The sequence below is a fragment of the Qipengyuania sp. genome (assembly GCF_048550555.1).
GTDB lineage: Bacteria > Pseudomonadota > Alphaproteobacteria > Sphingomonadales > Sphingomonadaceae > Qipengyuania.
In genome coordinates this window covers 49,433-70,128 of the sequence record NZ_JBLYYF010000028.1, presented here as the reverse complement: position 1 = coordinate 70,128, position 20,696 = coordinate 49,433, and the positions used below count along the sequence as shown (strand labels likewise).

Annotated in this window: 18 protein-coding genes; 7 read left to right on the top strand and 11 right to left on the bottom strand. The window is 64.8% G+C overall.

The features are described 5' to 3' along the window. Window positions 1-60 precede the first annotated feature (60 nt). A complete protein-coding gene (gene mazG, locus ACN4E0_RS07125; RefSeq protein ID WP_419566821.1) occupies window positions 61-825 on the top strand; it encodes a nucleoside triphosphate pyrophosphohydrolase in 765 nt (254 codons plus the stop codon). Here the strand turns inward: mazG and hflX are convergent. From hflX to dusB, 7 genes are all read right to left on the bottom strand, one after another. After that, the gene (gene hflX, locus ACN4E0_RS07120; protein WP_419566820.1) at window positions 822-2,117 is read right to left on the bottom strand and encodes a GTPase HflX; all 1,296 of its coding nucleotides are present in this window, start codon (window positions 2,115-2,117) and stop codon (window positions 822-824) included. The genes mazG and hflX overlap by 4 nt on opposite strands. A gap of 17 nt (window positions 2,118-2,134) precedes the next feature. Beyond that, window positions 2,135-2,677: an RNA chaperone Hfq gene (hfq, locus tag ACN4E0_RS07115; RefSeq protein WP_419566819.1), complete on the bottom strand. Its 543-nt coding sequence runs from the start codon at window positions 2,675-2,677 to the stop codon at window positions 2,135-2,137. 167 nt (window positions 2,678-2,844) lie between these two features. Next, on the bottom strand, window positions 2,845-4,230 hold the full coding sequence (locus tag ACN4E0_RS07110; RefSeq protein ID WP_419566818.1) for a sigma-54-dependent transcriptional regulator: 1,386 nt from the start codon (window positions 4,228-4,230) through the stop codon (window positions 2,845-2,847). Window positions 4,231-4,236: 6 nt separating this feature from the next. After that, a complete protein-coding gene (locus tag ACN4E0_RS07105; protein ID WP_419566817.1) occupies window positions 4,237-6,468 on the bottom strand; it encodes an ATP-binding protein in 2,232 nt (743 codons plus the stop codon). An 86-nt stretch (window positions 6,469-6,554) separates the two neighbouring features. Next, window positions 6,555-7,967 (bottom strand): nitrogen regulation protein NR(I), encoded by a 1,413-nt coding sequence (gene ntrC / locus ACN4E0_RS07100; RefSeq protein ID WP_419566816.1) that lies wholly within the window; start codon window positions 7,965-7,967, stop codon window positions 6,555-6,557. A gap of 9 nt (window positions 7,968-7,976) precedes the next feature. Beyond that, the gene (locus ACN4E0_RS07095; RefSeq protein WP_419566815.1) at window positions 7,977-9,029 is read right to left on the bottom strand and encodes a two-component system sensor histidine kinase NtrB; all 1,053 of its coding nucleotides are present in this window, start codon (window positions 9,027-9,029) and stop codon (window positions 7,977-7,979) included. Then, on the bottom strand, window positions 9,026-10,045 hold the full coding sequence (gene dusB, locus ACN4E0_RS07090; protein ID WP_419566814.1) for a tRNA dihydrouridine synthase DusB: 1,020 nt from the start codon (window positions 10,043-10,045) through the stop codon (window positions 9,026-9,028). The genes ACN4E0_RS07095 and dusB overlap by 4 nt, the downstream gene beginning before the upstream one ends. Window positions 10,046-10,127: 82 nt before the next feature. On the opposite strand from dusB, the gene ACN4E0_RS07085 reads away from it, so the two are divergent. Both ACN4E0_RS07085 and ACN4E0_RS07080 read left to right on the top strand, forming a co-directional pair. After that, a complete protein-coding gene (locus ACN4E0_RS07085; protein WP_419566813.1) occupies window positions 10,128-11,270 on the top strand; it encodes a bifunctional 2-C-methyl-D-erythritol 4-phosphate cytidylyltransferase/2-C-methyl-D-erythritol 2,4-cyclodiphosphate synthase in 1,143 nt (380 codons plus the stop codon). An 8-nt stretch (window positions 11,271-11,278) separates the two neighbouring features. Continuing rightward, the gene (locus ACN4E0_RS07080) at window positions 11,279-11,782 is read left to right on the top strand and encodes a CinA family protein (protein ID WP_419566812.1); all 504 of its coding nucleotides are present in this window, start codon (window positions 11,279-11,281) and stop codon (window positions 11,780-11,782) included. Here ACN4E0_RS07080 and ACN4E0_RS07075 read toward each other — a convergent pair. Both ACN4E0_RS07075 and lipA read right to left on the bottom strand, forming a co-directional pair. Further along, complete coding sequence (locus tag ACN4E0_RS07075) at window positions 11,779-12,234, bottom strand: type II toxin-antitoxin system RatA family toxin (protein ID WP_419566811.1); 456 nt, start codon at window positions 12,232-12,234, stop codon at window positions 11,779-11,781. The two genes, ACN4E0_RS07080 and ACN4E0_RS07075, sit on opposite strands and share 4 nt — an antisense overlap. Continuing rightward, complete coding sequence (lipA, locus tag ACN4E0_RS07070) at window positions 12,234-13,175, bottom strand: lipoyl synthase (protein WP_419566810.1); 942 nt, start codon at window positions 13,173-13,175, stop codon at window positions 12,234-12,236. Before lipA ends, ACN4E0_RS07075 begins: the two co-directional genes overlap by 1 nt. A 97-nt stretch (window positions 13,176-13,272) precedes the next feature. Between lipA and ACN4E0_RS07065 the strand changes: the two genes are divergently transcribed. Together ACN4E0_RS07065 and ACN4E0_RS07060 are read left to right on the top strand one after the other, a co-directional pair. Beyond that, complete coding sequence (locus ACN4E0_RS07065) at window positions 13,273-13,911, top strand: carbonic anhydrase (RefSeq protein WP_419566809.1); 639 nt, start codon at window positions 13,273-13,275, stop codon at window positions 13,909-13,911. A gap of 36 nt (window positions 13,912-13,947) precedes the next feature. Next, window positions 13,948-14,667, top strand: coding sequence for an NYN domain-containing protein (locus ACN4E0_RS07060; protein WP_419566808.1), 720 nt, complete (start codon window positions 13,948-13,950; stop codon window positions 14,665-14,667). A gap of 63 nt (window positions 14,668-14,730) precedes the next feature. Here the strand turns inward: ACN4E0_RS07060 and ACN4E0_RS07055 are convergent, their stop codons facing one another. After that, window positions 14,731-16,029, bottom strand: a complete 1,299-nt coding sequence (locus ACN4E0_RS07055; protein WP_419566807.1) for a hypothetical protein — start codon at window positions 16,027-16,029, stop codon at window positions 14,731-14,733. A 304-nt stretch (window positions 16,030-16,333) separates the two neighbouring features. Here ACN4E0_RS07055 and gyrA point away from each other — a divergent pair, with 304 nt between their 5' ends. Then, on the top strand, window positions 16,334-19,168 hold the full coding sequence (gyrA, locus tag ACN4E0_RS07050; protein WP_419566806.1) for a DNA gyrase subunit A: 2,835 nt from the start codon (window positions 16,334-16,336) through the stop codon (window positions 19,166-19,168). Next, complete coding sequence (locus tag ACN4E0_RS07045; protein ID WP_419566805.1) at window positions 19,165-20,007, top strand: TauD/TfdA dioxygenase family protein; 843 nt, start codon at window positions 19,165-19,167, stop codon at window positions 20,005-20,007. Before gyrA ends, ACN4E0_RS07045 begins: the two co-directional genes overlap by 4 nt. On the opposite strand, the gene ACN4E0_RS07040 is transcribed toward ACN4E0_RS07045, so the two are convergent. Further along, the gene (locus ACN4E0_RS07040; protein WP_419566804.1) at window positions 20,004-20,672 is read right to left on the bottom strand and encodes a lysoplasmalogenase family protein; all 669 of its coding nucleotides are present in this window, start codon (window positions 20,670-20,672) and stop codon (window positions 20,004-20,006) included. The genes ACN4E0_RS07045 and ACN4E0_RS07040 overlap by 4 nt on opposite strands. Window positions 20,673-20,696: the final 24 nt, after the last annotated feature.

Sequence of the window (20,696 nt, the reverse complement as noted above, 5' to 3'; positions counted from 1 at the left end):
CGTGGGGATCGTTGATTGAGCAGTCTTCCTGCCCCTTTCACCACGCGCTAGGCTAACCTGATGTCCGAACAGATCGACCGCCTTCTCGCGATCATGTCTCGCCTGCGCGATCCGCAAACGGGTTGCGAATGGGACACGGCGCAGAACTTCTCCACCATCGCCCCATACACGATCGAGGAAGCCTACGAAGTGGCCGACGCGATCGAACGTGGCGACATGGACGATTTGCGCGGCGAACTCGGCGACCTCCTGTTCCAGGTGGTCTTTCATGCACGAATGGCGGAGGAAGCCGGCGATTTCGCCTTCGAGGACGTCGCAAGGCACATCGCCGACAAGATGGAAGCGCGCCACCCGCACATATTCGGCGATGAAGGCGGCGTGATGGAAGACGGCCGCTGGGAAGATCTGAAGGCGGCCGAACGCGAGTCAGCCGGAGCCACCAGCGCGATGGATGGCATAGCGCAGGCGCTGCCGGCCTTGCTCCGCTCGCACAAGCTTCAGACGCGCGCGGCGCGCGTCGGATTCGAATGGCAGGACGTGAAAGGTCCCATCGAGAAGCTCCAGGAGGAACTCGCCGAACTCGAGGCTGCCGTAACCGAGGACGAGCGCCTGATGGAAGCCGGCGACGTGCTCTTCGTGGTCGTCAACATCGTCCGCCGCTACGGCGTGGATCCGGAGCAGGCGCTCCGCGCGTCCAATTCGAAATTCGAAAAACGTTTCAGGATGATGGAGCGACTTTCTAAGGCAGAAGGCGAGGAGTTTTCCGCGCTCGATCTCGGGGCGCAGGAAGAGTACTGGCAGCGCGCCAAGCGCGAAGCGGGCTAGTTTAGCGCTTCGAACTGCCCCAGTTCCTTGGGGTTGAGGCGTACGGTGATCAGCCGCGTGGCAGCACCCTCCTCCGCTGCGACATCCTCGATCACCTCGCCATGGGCGTGCAGCCAGGCGATTCTCCGGCCATCGCTTGCCGGCACTTCGAACGTCCGCAGCGCGGCGTTGCGCGTCAGCATCTCGCCGAGCCGCTCGAGCAAGCTGTCGACGCCTTCCCCCGTCAGGGCAGACAGGGCGACGATGTCCTCGGCGCCCTCGATCTGGCTGGCCAGTTCCTCCGCAGTCTCGGGCGCGAGCTGATCCCACTTGTTCCAGATTTCGAGAATGGGGATCGATGACGCTTCCCCCTCCTCGATCACGCCGAGATCGCGCAGCACTTCGAGCACCTGTGCCTTCTGGGCGCCGGTCGATGGGTTCGAGATATCGCGCACATGGCAGATGACGTCGGCCGAAGTGACTTCTTCGAGCGTGGCGCGAAAGGCTGCGACCAGCTGCGTCGGAAGGTCGGAAATGAAGCCGACCGTATCGGACAGGATCGCCTTTTCGACCCCCGGCAAGGCGATCGCGCGCATCGTCGGGTCGAGCGTAGCGAAAAGCAGGTCCTCCGCCATCACCTCTGCCCCGGTCAGGCGGTTGAACAGCGTCGACTTGCCCGCATTGGTGTAGCCGACCAGCGCGACAACCGGCCACGGCGCCCGTTCGCGCCGTTCGCGATGGAGCCCGCGCGTCTTGCGGACCTGTTCCAATTCCTTGCGCAGCCGCCCCATCCGCTGGCGGATCATCCGTCGGTCGGCCTCGATCTGCGTTTCGCCCGGGCCGCCGAGAAAGCCGAAGCCACCGCGTTGCCGTTCGAGGTGGGTCCAGCTGCGCACGAGCCGACTCTGCTGGTAATCGAGATGCGCCAGCTCGACCTGTAGTCGCCCTTCCGCGGTCGCTGCGCGCTCGCCGAAGATTTCGAGGATCAGGCCGGTCCGGTCGATGACCTTGCGGGCGAGCTTGTCCTCCAGATTGCGCTGCTGGATCGGGGTGAGCGCGCCGTCGATGACGACCAGCTCGGCCTCGTTCTGCTCGCAGGCGATCCGGATGTTTTCCACCTGCCCTGCCCCGAACAGCAGGTTGGGGCGCACTTCGCGGACCGGCAGGACGAAGCTTTCGGCGATGACGATCCCGATCGCCAAGGCCAGGCCCTCCGCCTCCGCCAGGCGCGACTGTGAGTCGAGATCGTAGGAGATCCCGCGGATGTCCGGGCACACGACCAGCGCCCGCGCACCGCGGGACACCTCGCCCATCAGATCGTCATCGAAACTCAGTTGTCGGACTCTTCTTCCCAGTCCTCGGTCAGATCGACCGGGGTGGCCGGCTGGATCGTCGACACGGCGTGCTTATAGGCGAGCTGGACGTAGCCGTCACGCTCAAGCAGCATGCAGAACAGGTCGTAGGCAGCGATCCGGCCCTGGAGCATGACCCCGTTAACGAGGAACATGGTCACCTGCGCTTCGGCCTGGCGCACGCGGCTGAGGAAGACATCCTGCAGCAGCCGCTGCTTCGCGCCCGATCCCTGGCTGGCGAACTGGGTCGTATCGACCGGCTGCGCGGGCATGATCGTGCTGATCGCATGCTTGTAGACCAGCTGCGACTGTCCATCGCGCCGCAGGAGGATCGAGAAATTGTCGAACCAGGTGACGATACCCTGCAGCTTGACCCCCTTGACGAGAAACATCGTCACAGGAGACTTGTTCTTGCGGAGAAGGTTGAGGAAGGCGTCCTGCAGGTTGGCAGGACGGTTGGCCGAGCCGGCCTCGGTCGGTTTCGAGCGTGGTCGTGCCGAGAGAGTACGATCGCCGGACATGTCTTTTTCCCGTTTTTGGCAGCCCCGGACAGAGCCGCAATCTGGGCGCCCACCACGCCCGAGTGTGTGCGCAATTCCTCGCGAACCCGCATATTGTGGAAGAAAATCTCAAATAGCGCAACGCAATCCTGATTTCTGTCTCGAATGCGTAACTTTCGCCCGAGGCGTCAATTCTTCCGATCCGGGGGCTTGCGCTCGACCATGCCCAGCAGCTTGAGCTTACGGTGGAGCGCCGAACGCTCCATTCCGATGAATGTCGCAGTCTTCGAGATGTTTCCGGAGAAGCGACGGATCTGGACGGTGAGATACTCGCGCTCGAAATTCTCCCGTGCCTCGCGCAAGGGGGCGCCCATCATCGTGCCCACGACGCTGTTGCCGCCCAGCTTGCCGCCGAGAACCTCTTCGGGAAGCATGTCGACCTCGATCTGCTCGAGATTCTCGCGTGGGGTCAGGATGATCGTTCGCTCGACGACATTGCGCAACTGGCGAACATTGCCCGGCCAGTCGTAGGCTTGGAGCGCGGCCATCGCCTCGTCGCTGATGGTCGGCGGGCGCAAGCCCTGCTCGGTGGCGTAGCGCGCAAAGAAACTGTCGGTCAACGCCGGGATGTCATCCCGCCGCTCGGCCAATGACGGTACTTCCACGGGAACCACGTTCAGGCGATAGAACAGGTCCTCGCGGAAGCGCTTTTCCTCCATCTCCTTGGCAAGATCGCGCGAGGTTGAGGACACGACGCGCACGTCGACGCCGATCTGCCTCGTCCCCCCCACCCTGACGAAACTCTGTTCGGTCAGGACGCGCAGGATCCGGGCCTGCGTCGACAGCGGCATATCGGCCACTTCGTCGAGATAGAGCGTGCCGCCATTCGCGGTCTCGAGCAGGCCCGGACGGACGAGCTTACCGTCGGCCTCCTCGCCGAACAGCTCCTCCTCGAAGCGTTCGGGCGTGATCCGCGCGGAGTTGACGATCACGAAGGCCTTGTCGGCCCGCTGGCTCCAGCTGTGCAGCAGGCGCGCGGCGACCTCCTTGCCGGCGCCGGCAGGCCCGGTGATGAGCACCCGGCTTCCCGTCGCCGCGACGCGTTTCAACGTGGCGCGGACGCCGTTGATCACCGCCGAATTGCCGGTGAACTCGTCGCCCTGCGCCAGGTTCTCGCGCAGGCGCGAATTTTCCCGCCGCAACCGTTCGGTCTCGGTGGCGCGCTCGACCAGATGCAGCAGGCGTTCGGCTTCGAACGGCTTTTCGATGAAGTCCACGGCCCCGCGGCTGACCGCGCTGACCGCCGTGTCGATATTCCCGTGGCCGGAAAAGATGATCACCGGCAAGTCGGGTTCGCGCACCTTGATCGCGTCGAGCACCTCGAGCCCGTCCATCGGGCTGCCGTGCAGCCAGACGTCGAGCAGCACGAGGCTGGGTCGCTTCTCGTCCACGGCATTCAGGGCGGAGGTGCTATCCCCCGCGGTACGGCAGTCATAACCTTCGTCGCTCAGCACTCCGGCGACCAGTTCGCGAATGTCGCGTTCGTCGTCGACGATGAGAATATCAAGCGCCATGCGTCCCTACCCTTCTGTCTTCAAACTGGCTTGCTCGCCGCCCGCGGCGGCAAGCGGATCGCGCGCAAACCGCATGGTCACGCGCGTGCCCCCGGTTTCGACCGAGGTGAATGTCATTTCCCCGCCATGTTCCTCGACGATCTTGTTCACGATCGCGAGGCCGAGCCCGGTGCCTTTCTCACGCGTCGTGACATAGGGCTCGAGGATGTTCACGCGGTCCTGCGGCAGCCCGATCCCGTTGTCCTCCACCGACACGGTCACGAAATCCTCGCCCGGTTCCACCTCGACGAGGATCTTGCCGCGATAGTCGAACTCGGCCGACTGGGCCTTGGCCTCGATCGCCTCGTAAGCGTTCTTCAGCGTGTTGGTCAGGGCCTGGCCCAGCTGATGCCGGTCGCATTGAATGCGCAGGGGCCCATCCTCGGACGCCTGGAGCCTGTAATTCACGTCGGGATGCGCCACTTCCTGGAGGAAGAGCGACTGGCGAACGAGGTCGAGCGCGTCTTCCGGCCGGAAGCTCGGCTTGGGCAGGCGCGCAAAGCTCGAGAACTCGTCGACCATCTTCCGCAGGTCGCCTACCTGCCGCACGATCGTGCTGGTCAATTCATCGAACAGTTCGCCGTCCTGTTCGATCTGCTTGCGATAGCGGCGCTTGAGGCGCTCGGTGGCAAGCTGGATCGGGGTCAGCGGGTTCTTGATCTCGTGCGCGATGCGCCGCGCCACGTCCGACCAGGCGGCCTGCCGCTGGTCGAGCAACTGACGGGTGATGTCCTCGAATGTGATGACGTGTCCGTCACTCTCGTGTCCGATCTTGACGGCAAAGGTCAGCAGTTCGCCCTGGCGGCTGTGCGAGATGACACCCTGCGCCAGCCCCGCCCGTACCATAGCCCCGATCTGCGGGGCGACGTCGTCGAGCGTGGCGGCGCCATGTCCCGTCTCTGCATCGATCCCGAGCATGGTGTGGGCGCGTGCGTTCATCAGCAGGACGTTCAGATCGCCGTCCACGGATATGACCCCTGCGCTGACCGATTCGAGCACCGCTTCCATGAAGCCGCGCCGCTCCTCGAGCTCGGTATTGGCCGACAGCAGCGCATCGGTCTGCTTTTCGAGCTGCGCGGTCATCCGGTTGAAGGCCCGGTTGAGCAAACCAATTTCGTCGGCACCCGTGCGCCCCTCGACGCGCAAGGCGAAATTGCCCGCACCGACCTTGCGCGCCGCGGCCACCAGATCGGTCAAGGGCTCGACCTGGCGGTCGGCGAAACGCAGCGCGAACCAGACGGCGAGGCCAACCAGCGCCAGCGAGACGAAGAACAGCGCGAGGTTGAAACGCAACTGGAGCGCGCGGGCGCGTTTGGTCAGCTCGTCATAGGCCGTGGAGATCGACCGCGCAGTCTGCCAGCTGCGGAAACTGCCGGCTTCGGCATTGCGGGCGGTATAGAGATAGATTCCGGCGTCGCGATCGATCGGTGCCACCGCCTCGATCCGCTCGGGGCTTCCGCGCACCGCGACCTGTTCGCCCTGCGCAAGCCGGGCCAGCGAATCCTGCGCGAAGGCGCGCGGGTCGCTCTCTTCGCTGAGGCCATAGACCACCGCGGTGCGCATCGACTTATCGGGCATGGCCTGAAGGATAGCGCTCTCGATCACGTCGCGCGGTTCCGCTTGGTATTGGTAGACCAGCGCGAAGTTCGGATCGGTCACCTGTACACGTCCGAGGATCGCGCGCATGTCCATCGCCATCGAGATCGTCTCGTTCGCGAGGTCGAGCTGGTTCTCCTCGTAATAGCCCTCGGCGAGCCGGTTGGCGTTTTCCATCAACCCGCGCGAATCGTCGGAGAACCAGAAATCGACCCCCGACTGGAAGAGGAAGGCGGCGAACCCGGCCACCAGCAGCGTGGGAACCGCCGCGATCATCGAGAAGAAGAACACCAGCCTGACATGCAGGCGCGCCGTGCTCCCCGCGGCGCGACGCAAGGCTATCCTGCGCCCCGCCAGCACCAGCAAGGCCATCGCGGGCACCAAGGTGCCGATAAGCAGGCCCGCGACCTGTCGCGAGGGCAGCAGCGCGCCATTGGGAGGGGCATTGGAGAAGGTGGCCCAGGTGCTTGCCACCATGACGAGGACGGCAACGGCCGCGAGGGCCTCGATGTATCCGAAGACATTCTGTCGTCGCGAGGTCACGACGAACCTGCGCCACCAGCGCGGCGTATGCCGCCTTGCTCCTGCCATGTTCGTCGCCATCGTGGCGCGCATACAACGCCACTGTTGCAGATATGCAAGTACAAATTCGACAAACGGAGATTTGCGCCCGGTCGTGCGTCGTCGCGTCAGCGTCGGCGGGCGAAGCCTTCCGGGGCGATATCGAGTTCGGACAGGCGCTTGCGCAAGGTGTTGCGGTTGATCCCCAGCATGCGTGCCGCGCGCAGCTGATTGCCTCCGGTACGGTCGAGCGCCAGTTCGAACAGGGGTTTCTCAAAGGCGGCCAGCGCAGCGTGATAGACCGCACCTTCCGCCGGGCGCGCGCCATCGATCCATTCCTCGACCGCCGCGTCGAAGCCCGACTTTCCAGGCTCGTCACCCGCCTTCGCCTGCAGCGGCAGGACATCCTCGACGGCGGCACGATCGATCACATCGTCTCGCGCGAGCAGCGCCAGGCGGAACACGGCGTTGCGTAATTCGCGAACATTGCCGGGCCAGCTGCGCGCCGCGAGCGCAGCGATGGCCGCTTCGCTCGCTCGCCGACCCGGCAGGCCTTCGTTGGCGGCCTGTCCCAGGAAATGGCGGACCAACGCGCCGGTATCCTCCTGCCTTTCACGCAGCGGCGGAAGGTGGATCGGCACCACGTTGAGCCGGTAGTAGAGATCCTCGCGGAAGCGTCCGTCGGTGATCATCGGCTCCAGATTGCGATTGGTTGCCGCGACGATGCGCACGTCGACCCCGATTTCCTGGCGCCCGCCGACCCGCCGGATGCTACCCGATTGCAGCGCCCGGAGTAGCCGCGTCTGTGCTTCGGCGGGCATGTCACCGATCTCGTCGAGGAACAGCGTCCCGCCATTGGCCTGTTCGAACTTGCCGATCTGCTGAGCGACCGCGCCGGTGAAGGCGCCGCGCTCGTGACCGAACAGCTCGCTTTCGAGCAGATCGTGGGGGATGGCGGCCATGTTGACCGCGACGAAAGGCCCGGTCTTGCGCGCCCCGAGTTCATGGATCGCCTCGGCAACCAGTTCCTTGCCGGTCCCGCTCTCGCCGGTGATCAGTACCGTGAGATCGTTGCGCAGGACGCGGGTAATCATCCGGAACACGCCCTGCATCGCCGGGCTGCGGCCGATTAGCGGGAGCGCGCTGTCCTCGCTTTCGCCAGCGCTGTCGGCAGCGGGGCGATTGGCGACCGCCTGGCCCACCGCCTGCGTCAACTCGTCCAGATCGAAGGGCTTGGGGAAATATTCGAAAGCCTCGCTGTCGCTCGCCCGGACCGCCGTATCGAGCGTGTTCTGCGCCGAGAGGACGATTACCGGCATGGTGGGAGCGAGCTCGCGCACCGCATCGATCGAGGCCAGCCCATCGCCATCGACGAGCATGACATCGGTCAACATGACGTCGAAAGTTCGGTCCGCCAGCAGCGCATCGCGTCGCGCGATGCTGTCGCATGCCGTGACCTCGAAGCCGTCTTCGTGCAGCGCCTCGGTGATCACCGTGACGATGCTCTTGTCGTCTTCGACCAGCAGAACCCTGTGTGCCATTGCCCTCCCCTAGCCCGCCACCGGCAGGTTGATCCTAAAATGCGTTTCGCCGGCGCGCTCGTCGCGCTCGTGCGAGATCCGCCCGCCCATGTCGCGCAGCAGCTTGCGCACGAGCGAGAGGCCGAGACCCTGGCCATGCGGCTTGCTCGACACGAAGGGCTCGAACACGTGGTCGCGCAGCGCGGGGTCGATGCCGGCTCCACGGTCGGTCACGGTAATTTCTATCGGCAGGCGCGTGGCCTTGCCGAAGCGTATAGTGTTGAAGACCAGCCCGCTGATGAAGCGCGTGCGAACAATCACCTGCGGCTGCTCGCACGTCGCGCTGGCGTCGCAGGCGTTGGCGAGGAGGTTGATCAGCACCTGCTCGAGGGCCCCCTGGTCGGCGGCCACCGGCGGCAAAGAGGGATCGAATTCCTCCACCAGTTCGCAGGCCTCGCTCCGTCCGGCGCGCACGGTCCCCATGGCGTTGCGGATCGCCTCGTGGAGATTGCAAGGTCCCGTCACTTCGACCGGTTTTGCACCCAATTGCTGCATCCGGTCGATAAGCTCGGCGATGCGATCGACCTCCGCGGAAATCATCTTGGCGAGCGGCTTGTCTTTCCCCGACACCCGGCGGGCGAGCAGCTGGCTGGCACCGCGAATGGCAGAGAGCGGGTTCTTGATCTCGTGCGCGAGGACAGCCGGTGCGCGGAGTTCGAGACGCTCGCTTTCGTCCTCATCGTTCTCCGGCTGTCCGGCCTCGGACAGCGTAACAACCCGCCAGCCCGCGTCAGAATGCATCGGCGAGCTGCTGATATTGACGCGCCGGTCGCCCACCGCGGTGGCAATCGTGACGCCGCGCGCGATGACCTGCGCATCGGCGGATGCCAGCCTGTCGCACAGCCGCTGGTCGGCGATGCCCACGACATCCCAGAAGCGCTTCTCGGACAGCTTGCGCGCACTGCGGCCGAGCATTTCCTCCGCCGCATGGTTGGCCTCGACGATGGTGTCGTCTTCGTCGAGCAGAAGCACCGCGAAGATCAGTGCGGCCAGCTGGGCCCGTGCGCCGGGGGCTGCGGTCACGCGGCCCTGCGCTCCAGAAAAGGTTCGTAGAACCGCTCCAGCTCGTCGAGAACCTTGCGCGGATCGTCGATGAAGTTGACGAAATTGCGGAAGTCCGCCGACCCATGCAGGCCCTTGGTATACCAGCCAAGGTGCTTGCGCGCGATCTTGGTACCCACGCCTTCGCCGTAATGGTCGAGCATCATCGTGTAGTGTTCGACGAGCGTCGCGTATTGCTCGTCGAAGCCGGGGGAAGCGAGCACTTCGCCGGTGCGCCACCAGTGCATCACCTGGCCCAGCAACCAGGGTTTGCCATAGGCCCCGCGCCCGATCATGATCCCGTCCGCACCCGACTGGTCGAGCGCCTTCGCAGCATCATCGATCGTACAGATGTCGCCATTGGCGATGACCGGGATCGAGACCGCGTCCTTGACCTTGCGGATGAAGGCCCAGTCGGCGCTGCCCTTGTACATCTGGTTGCGCGTGCGACCGTGTACGGTGATCATCTTGACGCCCAGATCCTCGGCGATGCGCGCGAGTTCGGGGGCGTTGAGATCGGCATGATCCCAGCCCATGCGCATTTTGACCGTCACCGGTACGTCGACCGCTTTTACCGTCGCTTCCATCAGCTTCGTCGCGAGCGGCACCTCGCGCATCAGCGCTGACCCTGCCAGCTGGCCGACGACCTTGCGGACCGGACAGCCGAAGTTGATGTCGATGATCGCCGCGCCATTGTCCTGCTGCAGCTTGGCCGCCTCGGCCATGCTCGTGGGATCGCAGCCGACCAGCTGCATCGACACCGGCTCCTCGGTAGCGTCCCAGGCCGCCTTCTGGATGCTCTGGCGCGTCTCGCGGATCGCCGCCTCGCTCGCGATCATCTCGGTCACGTTGAGCCCCGAGCCATAGCGGCGCACGAGCTTGCGGAACGGGAGGTCGGTCACCCCCGTCATCGGGGCGAGCACGACCGGCGTGTCGATCGACACGTCGCCGACGAGGATCGGCTTCGGCGGCGCCGGAGGAAGGGGGGGAATGCTCATGCCGGAATTCATTGCCTAAATATTGGGCAGGCACATAGTGCGTTGCAGCGAAAACGGCAAGCCGCTAGCGGGCAGCTTTCGTATGCAGGACACACCGCCCCTCCCTTCCTTTGCCGCGATCGTCGTCGCGGCAGGGCAAGGCCTGCGCGCGGGCCAACCGCTGCCCAAGCAATTCGCGATCTGGCGCGGCAAGCCGGTGCTGCGTCATTCGGTGGAAATACTGCTCGCAGCGGGCGCCGACCCGCTGGTCATCGCGATCCCTGTCGGGGGCGAGAACGCCACGCGCGATGCCCTTGCCGGGCTTGATGGCTTCACGCTCGTCGAAGGCGGCGACACCCGCCAGCAGTCGGTCGCCCGCGCGCTCGCGATGATCGCTTCCGCCGAGCGGATATTGATCCACGATGCGGCGCGCCCCAACCTGCCACCGCAGGTGATTGAGTACCTGCTTGGAGCCCTCGAGATTCATCCCGGTGCCATCCCCGTGCTTCCGGTTGTCGACAGCCTGTCGATCGATACGGACGGCGTGATGTCCGGCAGCGCCCCGCGCGACCAGCTGCGCCGCGTCCAGACACCCCAGGCTTTTCGCTTTTCGGCTATCCGGGACGCTCATCAGGCGTGGCAAGGCGACCAGAATGCGGGTGACGATGCGCAGGTCCTGCGTGCGGCCGGAGAACAGGTCGCGCATGTCCCCGGTGACGAACGCCTCGCCAAGCTGACATTCGCGGAGGACTTCATGGCCGCCTTGCCCCCGATCCGTACCGGCATGGGATTCGACGTCCATCGCCTTTCCACGGGTGAGGAGCTGTGGCTCGGCGGAATCCGCATCGAGCACGACAAGGGGCTGGCCGGGCATAGCGATGCCGATGTCGCGCTCCACGCCATCGTCGATGCGCTGCTCGGCGCAATCGGTGGCGGCGATATCGGCAGCCACTTCCCGCCCAGCGACCCGCAATGGAAGGGCGCCAGCAGCGATCGCTTCCTGACCCACGCCGGGCGTCTGGTCGACGAAGCCGGATATTTCGTTGGCAATATCGACCTCACCATCATCTGCGAGGCCCCCAAGATCGGCCCGCATCGCGACGCCATGCGCGCGCGCATCGCAGGGCTGCTCGGCGTTGACATCGGAGCGATATCGGTAAAGGCCACGACCACCGAACGTCTCGGACTCACCGGTCGCGGCGAAGGCATCGCCGCGCAGGCCGTGGCGACCCTCTTGAGGAAGTGAGAGAGATCATGCCCCTCGAAGCCATTCTTCCCGACGACATTTTTGCGCTGGCCAAGCGGGTTGTCGAGGAAAACATCGCCATCGGGCGCAAAGTGGCGCTGGCCGAGAGCTGCACGGGCGGGCTGGTGGCGGCGGCGCTCACCGAAGTGCCGGGATCATCGGCGGTACTCGACCGGGGCTTCGTGACCTATTCCAATGAAGCCAAGATGGAATCGCTCGGCGTACCGCTCGAGATCATCGAGACCTTCGGCGCGGTATCGATCGCCTGTGCATGGGCCATGGCAAAGGGGGCACTCGACAGCAGTCACGCCGATGTCGCCATCGCGATAAGCGGCGTCGCCGGACCGGGCGGCGGCAGCGATCTCAAGCCGGTGGGCACGGTCGTCTTCTCGCGCGTATTCCGTGGCGACGAGGGCGAGCCCGAGGGCGAGCTCAAGATCTTCGAGCCGACCTCGCGCGCGGAGATTCGCCGCCAGGCCACGATCTGCGCGCTCGAGCTACTGCTACCCTAGAGGTTCGCCGCGGCGTTCTCGCGCCCGTAGAGCTCGTCGGCGCGATCCTCGAAAGCCTGCACCATCTTGCGGAAGGCTCGGTCGAAATACTGGCCCGCCAGCGCCTCGAACACCGCGTTGCGGAAGGTGAAATCGACGCAGAAGTCGACTTCGCAGCCGCCGTCTTCGGTCGGGGTAAAGGTCCAGTTGTTGTCGAGATCCTTCAGCGGCCCGTCGACATAGATCACCTCGATGTGGCCCGGACGCTGCTTGAGCACCTTGGAGGTGAACTTCTCGCGGATCGCCTTGAAGCCGACCAACATGTCGGCGACCATCTCGGTTTCGCTGTCGCTGCGGATCCGGATCGCGACCACCCACGGGAGGAACTGCGCATAGCTGCCGACATCGGCAACCAGGTCGAACATCTGTTCCTGGCTGTAGGGAAGGCGGCGCTGCTCGCGTATTCCCGGCATCAGGCGCCCTGCTTGGCGAGCTTCGCTTCGCGCGCGGCGCGCATCTGGGCGAAATCGTCGCCTGCGTGATAGCTCGACCGGGTCAGCGGGCTCGACGCGACCTGGAGGAAGCCCTTGGCCCGCGCAATCGCCCCATAGGCGGCAAACTGCTTAGGCGTGACGAACTCCTCGACCTTGGCATGCTTCGGCGTCGGCTGGAGATACTGGCCCATGGTGATGAAATCGATATCCGCGCTGCGCATGTCGTCCATCACCTGGTGCACTTCGAGCCGCGCCTCGCCGAGACCGAGCATGATGCCCGACTTGGTGAAGATCAGGGGATTGTGCGCCTTGACCTCCTCGAGCAGCCGCAGCGAGGCGTAATAACGCGCGCCCGGGCGAATCGTGGGATAAAGCCGCGGAACGGTTTCCAGATTGTGGTTGAAGACGTCCGGGCCCGCCTCGCAGATCTCCGCGATCGACTGCTTCATGCGGCCCTTGAAGTCGGGGGTGAGGATTTCGATCGTCGTGTTCGGCGTCTCGCGGCGCAGCGCGTTGATGACCTTGACGAACTGCCCCGCCCCGCGATCCGGCAAATCGTCGCGGTCGACGCTGGTGATGACGATATGTTCGAGCCCCATCGCAGCTGCGGCCGTGGCGGTATGCTCGGGTTCGAGCGGATCGACGGGCATCGGCATGCCGGTCTTGATATTGCAGAAGCGGCAGGCGCGCGTGCAGGTATCGCCGAGAATCATCACCGTGGCGTGCTTCTTGGTCCAGCATTCGCCGATGTTCGGGCAGGCGGCTTCCTCGCACACCGTGTGCAGGTTGAGTTCGCGCATCAGCTTGCGCGTTTCCTGATAGCCCTTGCTGACCGGTGCCTTGACCCGAATCCAGTCGGGCTTGCGCTGCATCTTGGGGCGTTCGCCCTCGGGCTGGGGTGCGGAGGAAAGATCGTTCATTGCGCGGCCCATCTAGGACCCCTCCCCGCTCTCGGCAACCCGCATAGCAATGCGCAGGGCCTTGCATCGGTGACCGTTTCGGGGCAGCGGAGCGCGCATGAAGACATTCGACGAAATGATCGAGGGTTACGCCCGCTTTCGCGCCGGTGACTGGAAGCAGCAACACGAGCGGTGGAGCCAGCTCAAGGAGGGCCAGTCGCCTCAGGTCATGGTCATTTCCTGCTCGGACAGCCGAGTCGATCCGGCGCAGATCCTCGACGTCGATCCGGGCGAGATCTTCGTGGTTCGCAACGTCGCCGCCCTGGTCCCGCCGTATGAGACCACACCGGGCCGGCACGGCGTCTCCGCGGCACTCGAATTCGCGGTTCAGTTCCTCAAGGTGCGCGAAGTGGTCGTCATGGGGCACGGCATGTGCGGCGGCTGCCAGGCGGCGCTGACACAGGACCTGCACGGCAGCGAGCCCGGCGACGGCGGCTTCGTCGCGCACTGGATCGACATGCTCGACGAGGTGCGCGATCCGATCGCCGCGGACATGGGCACGAGCGGGCGCGAGGCCGAGCGCGCGATGGAGCTGGCAGCCGTCAAGGTGAGCCTGGCCAATCTGCGGACCTTTCCCTGCGTGCAGGAAAAGGAAAAGCGCGGCAGCCTCAATCTGCGCGGCGCCTATTTCGCAATTTCGGACGGCATTCTGCACTTGCTCGACGAAGACAGCGGGGAGTTCCTGCCCGTCTCGTGACTTGCGCGCGCTACGCCATGCCGCCATGGGGGGCGCATGTCGGAATTTGAACAGCGCAACATCGCCCTTTTGATCGACTCGGACAATGCGAGCCCCTCGGGGATCGACCCTGTCCTGACGGTTCTCGCCGAGCTCGGGCAGGTGAACATCCGGCGTGCCTACGGCAATTGGCGCAAGACCAGCCTCAAGGGCTGGGTCGATCTCATGCATCGCTACGGCATCGAGCCGCAGCAGCAGTTCGACCTGACCAAGGGGAAGAACGCCACCGACATGAAGATGACCATCGACGCGATGGACCTGCTCTATCGCGGGCGAGTGCACGGCTTCGGGATCATGAGCTCCGACAGCGATTTCATGCCGCTCGCCATGCGCTTGCGGCAGGATGGCCTGCCGGTTTACGGGTTCGGCGGGGCCAAGACGCCCGAGGCGTTCCGCCAGGCCTGTACGCGTTTCATCGACGTCAACGCGCTGATCAGGGCGGAGAAGGAAACGCGCAAGGAAGGTGGGCCGAGCAGCGAGTCCAACGTACTCGACCAGGAATTGCTCGACCTCCTGTTCGACGCCTATGCCGCGAGCAAACGCGACGAGAAAGGCTTCGCCCGCCTCTCCGAGGTGGGCCAGCGGGCCGGCAATCGCTCCAGCTTCGACACCCGCAACTACGGCTTCGCCCGGTTGACCGACCTGATCGAGACGATTCCCAATTTCGCCGTCGAGCGCCGCGCCAACGGGCAGAGTTTCGTCAAGCGGCTCCGCTGACGAACACGAAAAAGGGCGCGAACCGAAATTCGCGCCCTTCCCGATTTTCAGGATGTTTCCCGCTTACATCGCGGCGCCGTCCGCCTGCTGGGCAGCGTAGATGGCCCAGAGGTTGGCGATCGCCTTGCGGGCGCCTTCGACCTTGTTGAAGGTCGCTTCGGACTCGGCATACTTGCCCTGATCGAACTGCGCGATACCCAGGCGGGTCAACACCATCGGCGTATTCGCGCTCGGCATGCTAAGGGCCTTGGCATAGAAGGGTTCGGCATCCGCTGGGCGGCCCTGGCCGAGCAGAGTATCTCCGGCCGCCAGGACGGTTGCCAGCGTCGCACCCGACTTGTTGGCATCGGCTATGAGCTTGTCGATATCCGCACGGTCGGTCGCGGCACGCTCCGCCGCCTGGCGGCGTGTATCGGTGACGTAGGGGTCGGACTTGTCGAGCTTGCCAGCGGCATAGCCTTCGTCGATCACCGAAACCACCTCGGCGGGCAGACGACGATAGTCCGCGGCATCGACATATTCGAGATAGAGCTTGCCGTCGCGCAGCACGCCGACCCGCTTGCCGAGACGCAGAAGGTCGAGGATTTCGGGATTCTGGTAGCCGCCCGTGTTGAGCAGGATGGCAACGGCGTCGCCCCAGCTGTCCTCGCCCGGATACTGCTTGACGTACCAGCTCGAGTACTTGTTCGCTTCGGCGTTCAGATTGTTGTTGTACGCCTGTGCCAGACCGCGCTTGAGCCAAGCTTCATCTACGGTTTCACCGGCAGCCATCTTGGCGTTGATGAGGTCGCTGAGATAGGTCAGGCCCTGCTGCGCCTGGTCTTCGGCGAAATAGCTTTCCGCGACGAAGATCAGCGGGTCGTTGTCGGTATAACCGGCATCGGCAGCCGCCTGGAAATAGGGTCGGGCCTTGGCATAGTCGTTGGCCGCATAGGCCAGCTGGCCGGCGACGAAATTGAACTGGCCGACATTTTCCGCCGGAACCTTGCCGCTCTTCAGCATCATCTCCATGCCCTGAAGTGCCGTCGCCTGGTCCTGCTGCTTGGCAGCGTTCGCATAGATGAAGCTACCTGCAGCATAGCGATCGTCGTCGTTCTCGAGCGCTGCCAGCAGCGTCGGGAAACCCGCCTTGAGCGCGGCGTAATCGACCGGCTCGGCCTTCGCGAGCTCCTCGAGCGGCTTGTAGGCCGCAACGAAGGCCTTCGAATAGGACGGCTTTGCCGCCTTTTCTTTTTCTTTCTTCGCAGCATGTGCCGGCGTGTCGAGCACGGTCGCACCGACGACGCCGCCGGCGGTCAGAGCCAGGGCAAGAGCGAGGGTCGAGGCCGCACCATTCTTGCGGGCAAGACGGGTGAAAATCATGTGATAAGCTCCCAAGAGTGGAAAGGGGTCTGAGCGCACCGTGCGCCGGTTGAATTCGGGCTGGGCGGCACATGCCGCGTGTGGGCTCTCATTGCAAATTCTTCTACCGAAATGCGGCTGAACGCGCTTTGAATGCGCCTCCGCCCAACCGTTCATGGTTCCCATCGCAGGCGACAGTACCCATATGTGGAAAAAGCGCACGAAACCGGGCTTTGGTTCCCTGCGCGAGTGGCGCTTTGCCCCCCCATCGCCTAGGCTCCACGCAATCACGACATAAGCAGTTCGCAGTACGGAAACACACGTTTTGTCCGACGATACCGATATTCTGGATACCCCCGCCCCCGGCGGTCACGATTACGCGCGCATCGACATCGTCGATGAGATGAAGACGAGCTACCTCGATTACGCCATGAGCGTGATCGTCAGCCGTGCGCTGCCCGACGTGCGCGACGGCTTGAAGCCGGTTCACCGCCGCATCCTTTTCGCCAGCCAGGAAGGCGGTTTCGTCGCCGGGCGGCCCTACCGCAAGAGCGCCAAGATCGTCGGCGACGTGATGGGCAACTACCACCCGCACGGCGACGCCGCGATCTACGATGCGCTCGCGCGGATGACGCAGGACTGGTCGCTGCGCGTGCCGCTGGTCGACGGTCAGGGCAACTTCGGCTCGATGGACCCCGACCCGCCGGCGTCGATGCGCTACACCGAAGCACGCCTCGCCCGCGTGGCCAATTCGCTGCTCGACGATCTCGACAAGGACACGGTGGATTTCACCGACAACTACGACGGATCTCGGCGCGAGCCGACGGTTCTTCCGGCGCGCTTCCCCAACCTGCTCGTCAATGGCGCGGGCGGCATCGCGGTGGGCATGGCCACCAACATCCCGCCGCACAATCTCGGCGAAGTGATCGATGGCTGCCTCGCCTTCATCGAAAACCCGGCGATCACCAGCGAAGACCTCTTCGAAATCATCCCCGGACCCGATTTTCCGACTGCACCGCTGATCCTCGGAAAGTCGGGTGCGCGCGCAGCCTATACCACCGGCCGCGGCTCGGTCCTGATGCGTGCCCGGCACGAGGTCGAGACCAAGGGCAATCGCCAGTCCATCGTACTCACCTCGATCCCCTACCAGGTCGGCAAGAGCGGCCTGGTCGAAAAGATCGCCGAAGCGGCCAAGGAAAAGCGGATCGAGGGTATTTCCGACATCCGCGACGAATCGAGCCGCGAAGGCGTCCGCGTCGTCGTCGATCTGAAGCGAGATGCCTCGCCCGAAGTCGTGCTCAACCAGATCTGGCGCTACAGCCCCGCGCAGGCGAGCTTCCCGGCCAACATGCTGGCGATCCGCGGCGGCCGCCCCGAAGTCCTGACCTTGCGGGATTTCATCCAGGCTTTCATCGCCTTCCGCGAAGAAGTCATAACGCGTCGCACCAAGTTCGAGCTGAACAAGGCGCGCGAACGGGCGCATATCTTGCTCGGCCTGGTGGTCGCAGTCTCGAACCTCGATGAGGTCGTGGCGATGATCCGCAGTTCGTCGAACCCGGCCGATGCCCGCGCCAAGCTGCTCACCAAGGACTGGCCGATCGGCGACATCGCGCAATATATCGCGCTGGTCGAGGCGATCGAGCCGACCGACGAACAGAGCGGCGGGACCTATCGCCTGTCCGAACGGCAGGTGAAGGCGATCCTCGACCTGCGGCTTCACCGCCTGACCGCGCTCGGTCGCGACGAGATCGGCGACGAGCTCAAGGAATTGAGCATCGCGATCGAGGAGTATCTCTCGATCCTCGCCGACCGCGTGAAGCTCTATGGGGTGATGCGCGAGGAACTCGAGGAGATCCGCAACACCTACGCCACCCCGCGCATCAGCGAGATCGCCCCCGCCTGGGACGGGATCGAGGATGAGGACCTGATCGAGCGCGAGGAGATGGTCGTCACCGTCACCCACGGCGGCTACATCAAGCGCACCCCGCTCGATGCCTTCCGCGCGCAGAACCGTGGCGGCAAGGGCCGCAGCGGCATGGCGACCAAGGACGAGGATGCGGTGGTCGAGATGTTCGTCACCTCGACGCACAATCCGGTGCTGTTCTTCACCAACACCGGCCGCGTCTATCGCATGAAGGTGTGGAAGCTGCCCGAAGGCGGCCCGCAGACCAAGGGCCGGCCGATGGTCAACCTCCTGCCGCTGGGCGACGAGGAGCGCGTGACAAACGTGCTGCCGCTGCCCGAGGACGAGAACGAGTGGTCCAAGCTCAACATCGTCTTCGCCACCGAGCAGGGCATGGTGCGCCGCAATTCGATGGATGCCTTCACAAACGTGCCGAGCAACGGCAAGTATGCGATGGGCTTCGTCGATGGAAGCGGCGATCGGCTGATCGGCGTGCGGCTGCTGACCGAGGACCAGGAAATCTTCCTCGCCTCGGATGCCGGCAAGGCGATCCGCTTCTCCGCCACCGATGCGCGCGAAACGAAGAGCCGCACCGGCATCGGCGTGCGCGGGATGAAGCTCAAGGACGGCCAGAAGGTCGTTTCGATGGCCGTGCTCGACGGCGGCGAATGGACTACCGAGGACCGCGATGCCTATCTGCGCGCGGCGCCGTGGAAGGACAATGACGCCGAGCCCACGCTCGCAGCCGAGACCGTCGGCGAGATGGCCGAGGCGGAGGAATTCGTCCTCACGCTGACCGCCAACGGATACGGCAAGATCTCCTCGGCCTACGAATACCGCACCATCGGGCGCGGCGGACAGGGCCTCACCAATATCGGCACGCCCGAAAGCAATCCCGACCGCAACGGGCCGGTGGTTGCCAGCTTCCCCGTGCGTCATGGGTCGCAGCTCATGCTCGTCACAGACCAGGCAAAGCTGATCCGCATGCCGATCGACTTCCGCCACCTGCTCGAAGGCGAGGATCCCGGCGGATTCCGCATCATCGGGCGCGGATCGGCGGGCGTACGCATCTTCAACGTCGCCAAGGGCGAGCAAGTCGTCGGCGCAGCGCTGATCGACGAGACCGAAGAGCCGGAAAACGAGGCCGAAGAAGCGGTGGCGGACGAAATCGCCGCGCATGGCGGCAGCCTCAATCCGACCACGCCGCACACCACGGCGCATTCGGACAAGAACATCGATGGGGAACCGGGCGGATGAGCCTGACGGTCGAGCAGAGCGGACGGGCGTGCGGCGCACGCGTGACCGGGCTCGACCTTTCCCAACCGGTGTCGCCCGACCTCGCGCGGCAAATCCGTGCGATCTGGCTCGAGCACAAGGTCCTCGCCTTTCCCGACCAGCACCTCGACGACGATGCGCTCGAAGCCTTCACGCTCGCCATGGGCGGGTTCGGCGAGGATCCGTTCTTCGCGCCGATCGAGGGGCGTGACCATGTCGCCGCGATCCTGCGCGAGGCGGACGAGGACACGCCGCTTTTCGCCGAGAACTGGCACAGCGACTGGAGCTTCCTCGAGCACCCCCCGGCAGGGACCTGCCTGATGGCGATCGATATCCCGCCGACGGGGGGCGACACGCTGTTCGCCGATCAGGCCGCCGCCTTCGCGGCGCTACCCGACGAGCGCAAGGCCTCCTTGCGCGGCCTGACCTCCATCCACAGCGCCAAGCTCGCCTATGCGCCCGACGGCACCTATGGCGCGCGCGACAAGGGCCGCACGATGGCGATCAGGCCGAACGAAAGCGCCCGGGCCACACAGCCCCATCCGCTGGTCCAGCGCCACCCTGAGACGGGCGTCGAGTGCCTCTATTCGACCATCGGCTACATCGTCGGCATCGAGGGGATGGAGCAGGCCGAGGCAATCGCCCTGCTGGCCGAACTGTCGCAGTGGCAGGCACGCGAGGAGTTCGTCTATCGCCACCGATGGGAGCCGGGCATGCTGGTGATGTGGGACAACCGCTCGGTGCTCCACAAGGCGACCGGAGGCTACGAGGGTCACCGCCGCGAATTGCACCGCACGACCATTACAGCCTGGCGGGCCTAGGCTGCGGAACGCTGCGCGGCTTTGCGCAACGCCTGCACGACGCCCACTGCGATCAGGAACTGCGCCCCATAGTAGAGCGGCCAAATGAGCCACGGGGTGATTGCGTCGGGGACGACCGATGCCTCGCGCGCAAAGATCAGCAGGTCGCTGACGACGAACATCACCGCCCCGATGCCGACCCGATAGCGCGGAAAGCAACTGGTCCATGCCGCAGCGGCCATGGCACCGACGATCGCCGAGTAGACGGTCGCGACGATCCAGTTGTCCAAGCCGTAGGTCATCGTGCCCGCGATCACCGGCGTGAGGAATAGCAGCGCTGCACCGGCAAGCACCTGGCTCAGCGTCGCCTTCTCGCGCGGATTGCGCAGGTAAAGCGCGATGGCGAGGACATGACCGATGGCGAACAGGCTGCCCCCGACGAGAAAGCTGATCTCGAGCGCGATGTCGCCGGCCGCGCCGAATGCCATCACCAGGGCTATCAGAAGCCCGTCGAACCCGCGCGTCCGGAATGCCGCATAGACGGCCAGGCAGGCGACCCCGGCTCCCTTCCACAGCATGAGCCATGTGCCGCCGATGGGATCGTCGGACACGAAGAAGTAGCTGATGCCCGCAATCAGGCTTGCAAGCAGCCAGGGACGATGTTTGGCGAGGGCGCGGCTAGGCATTGCGCGACGCTAGGCCTTGTCGAA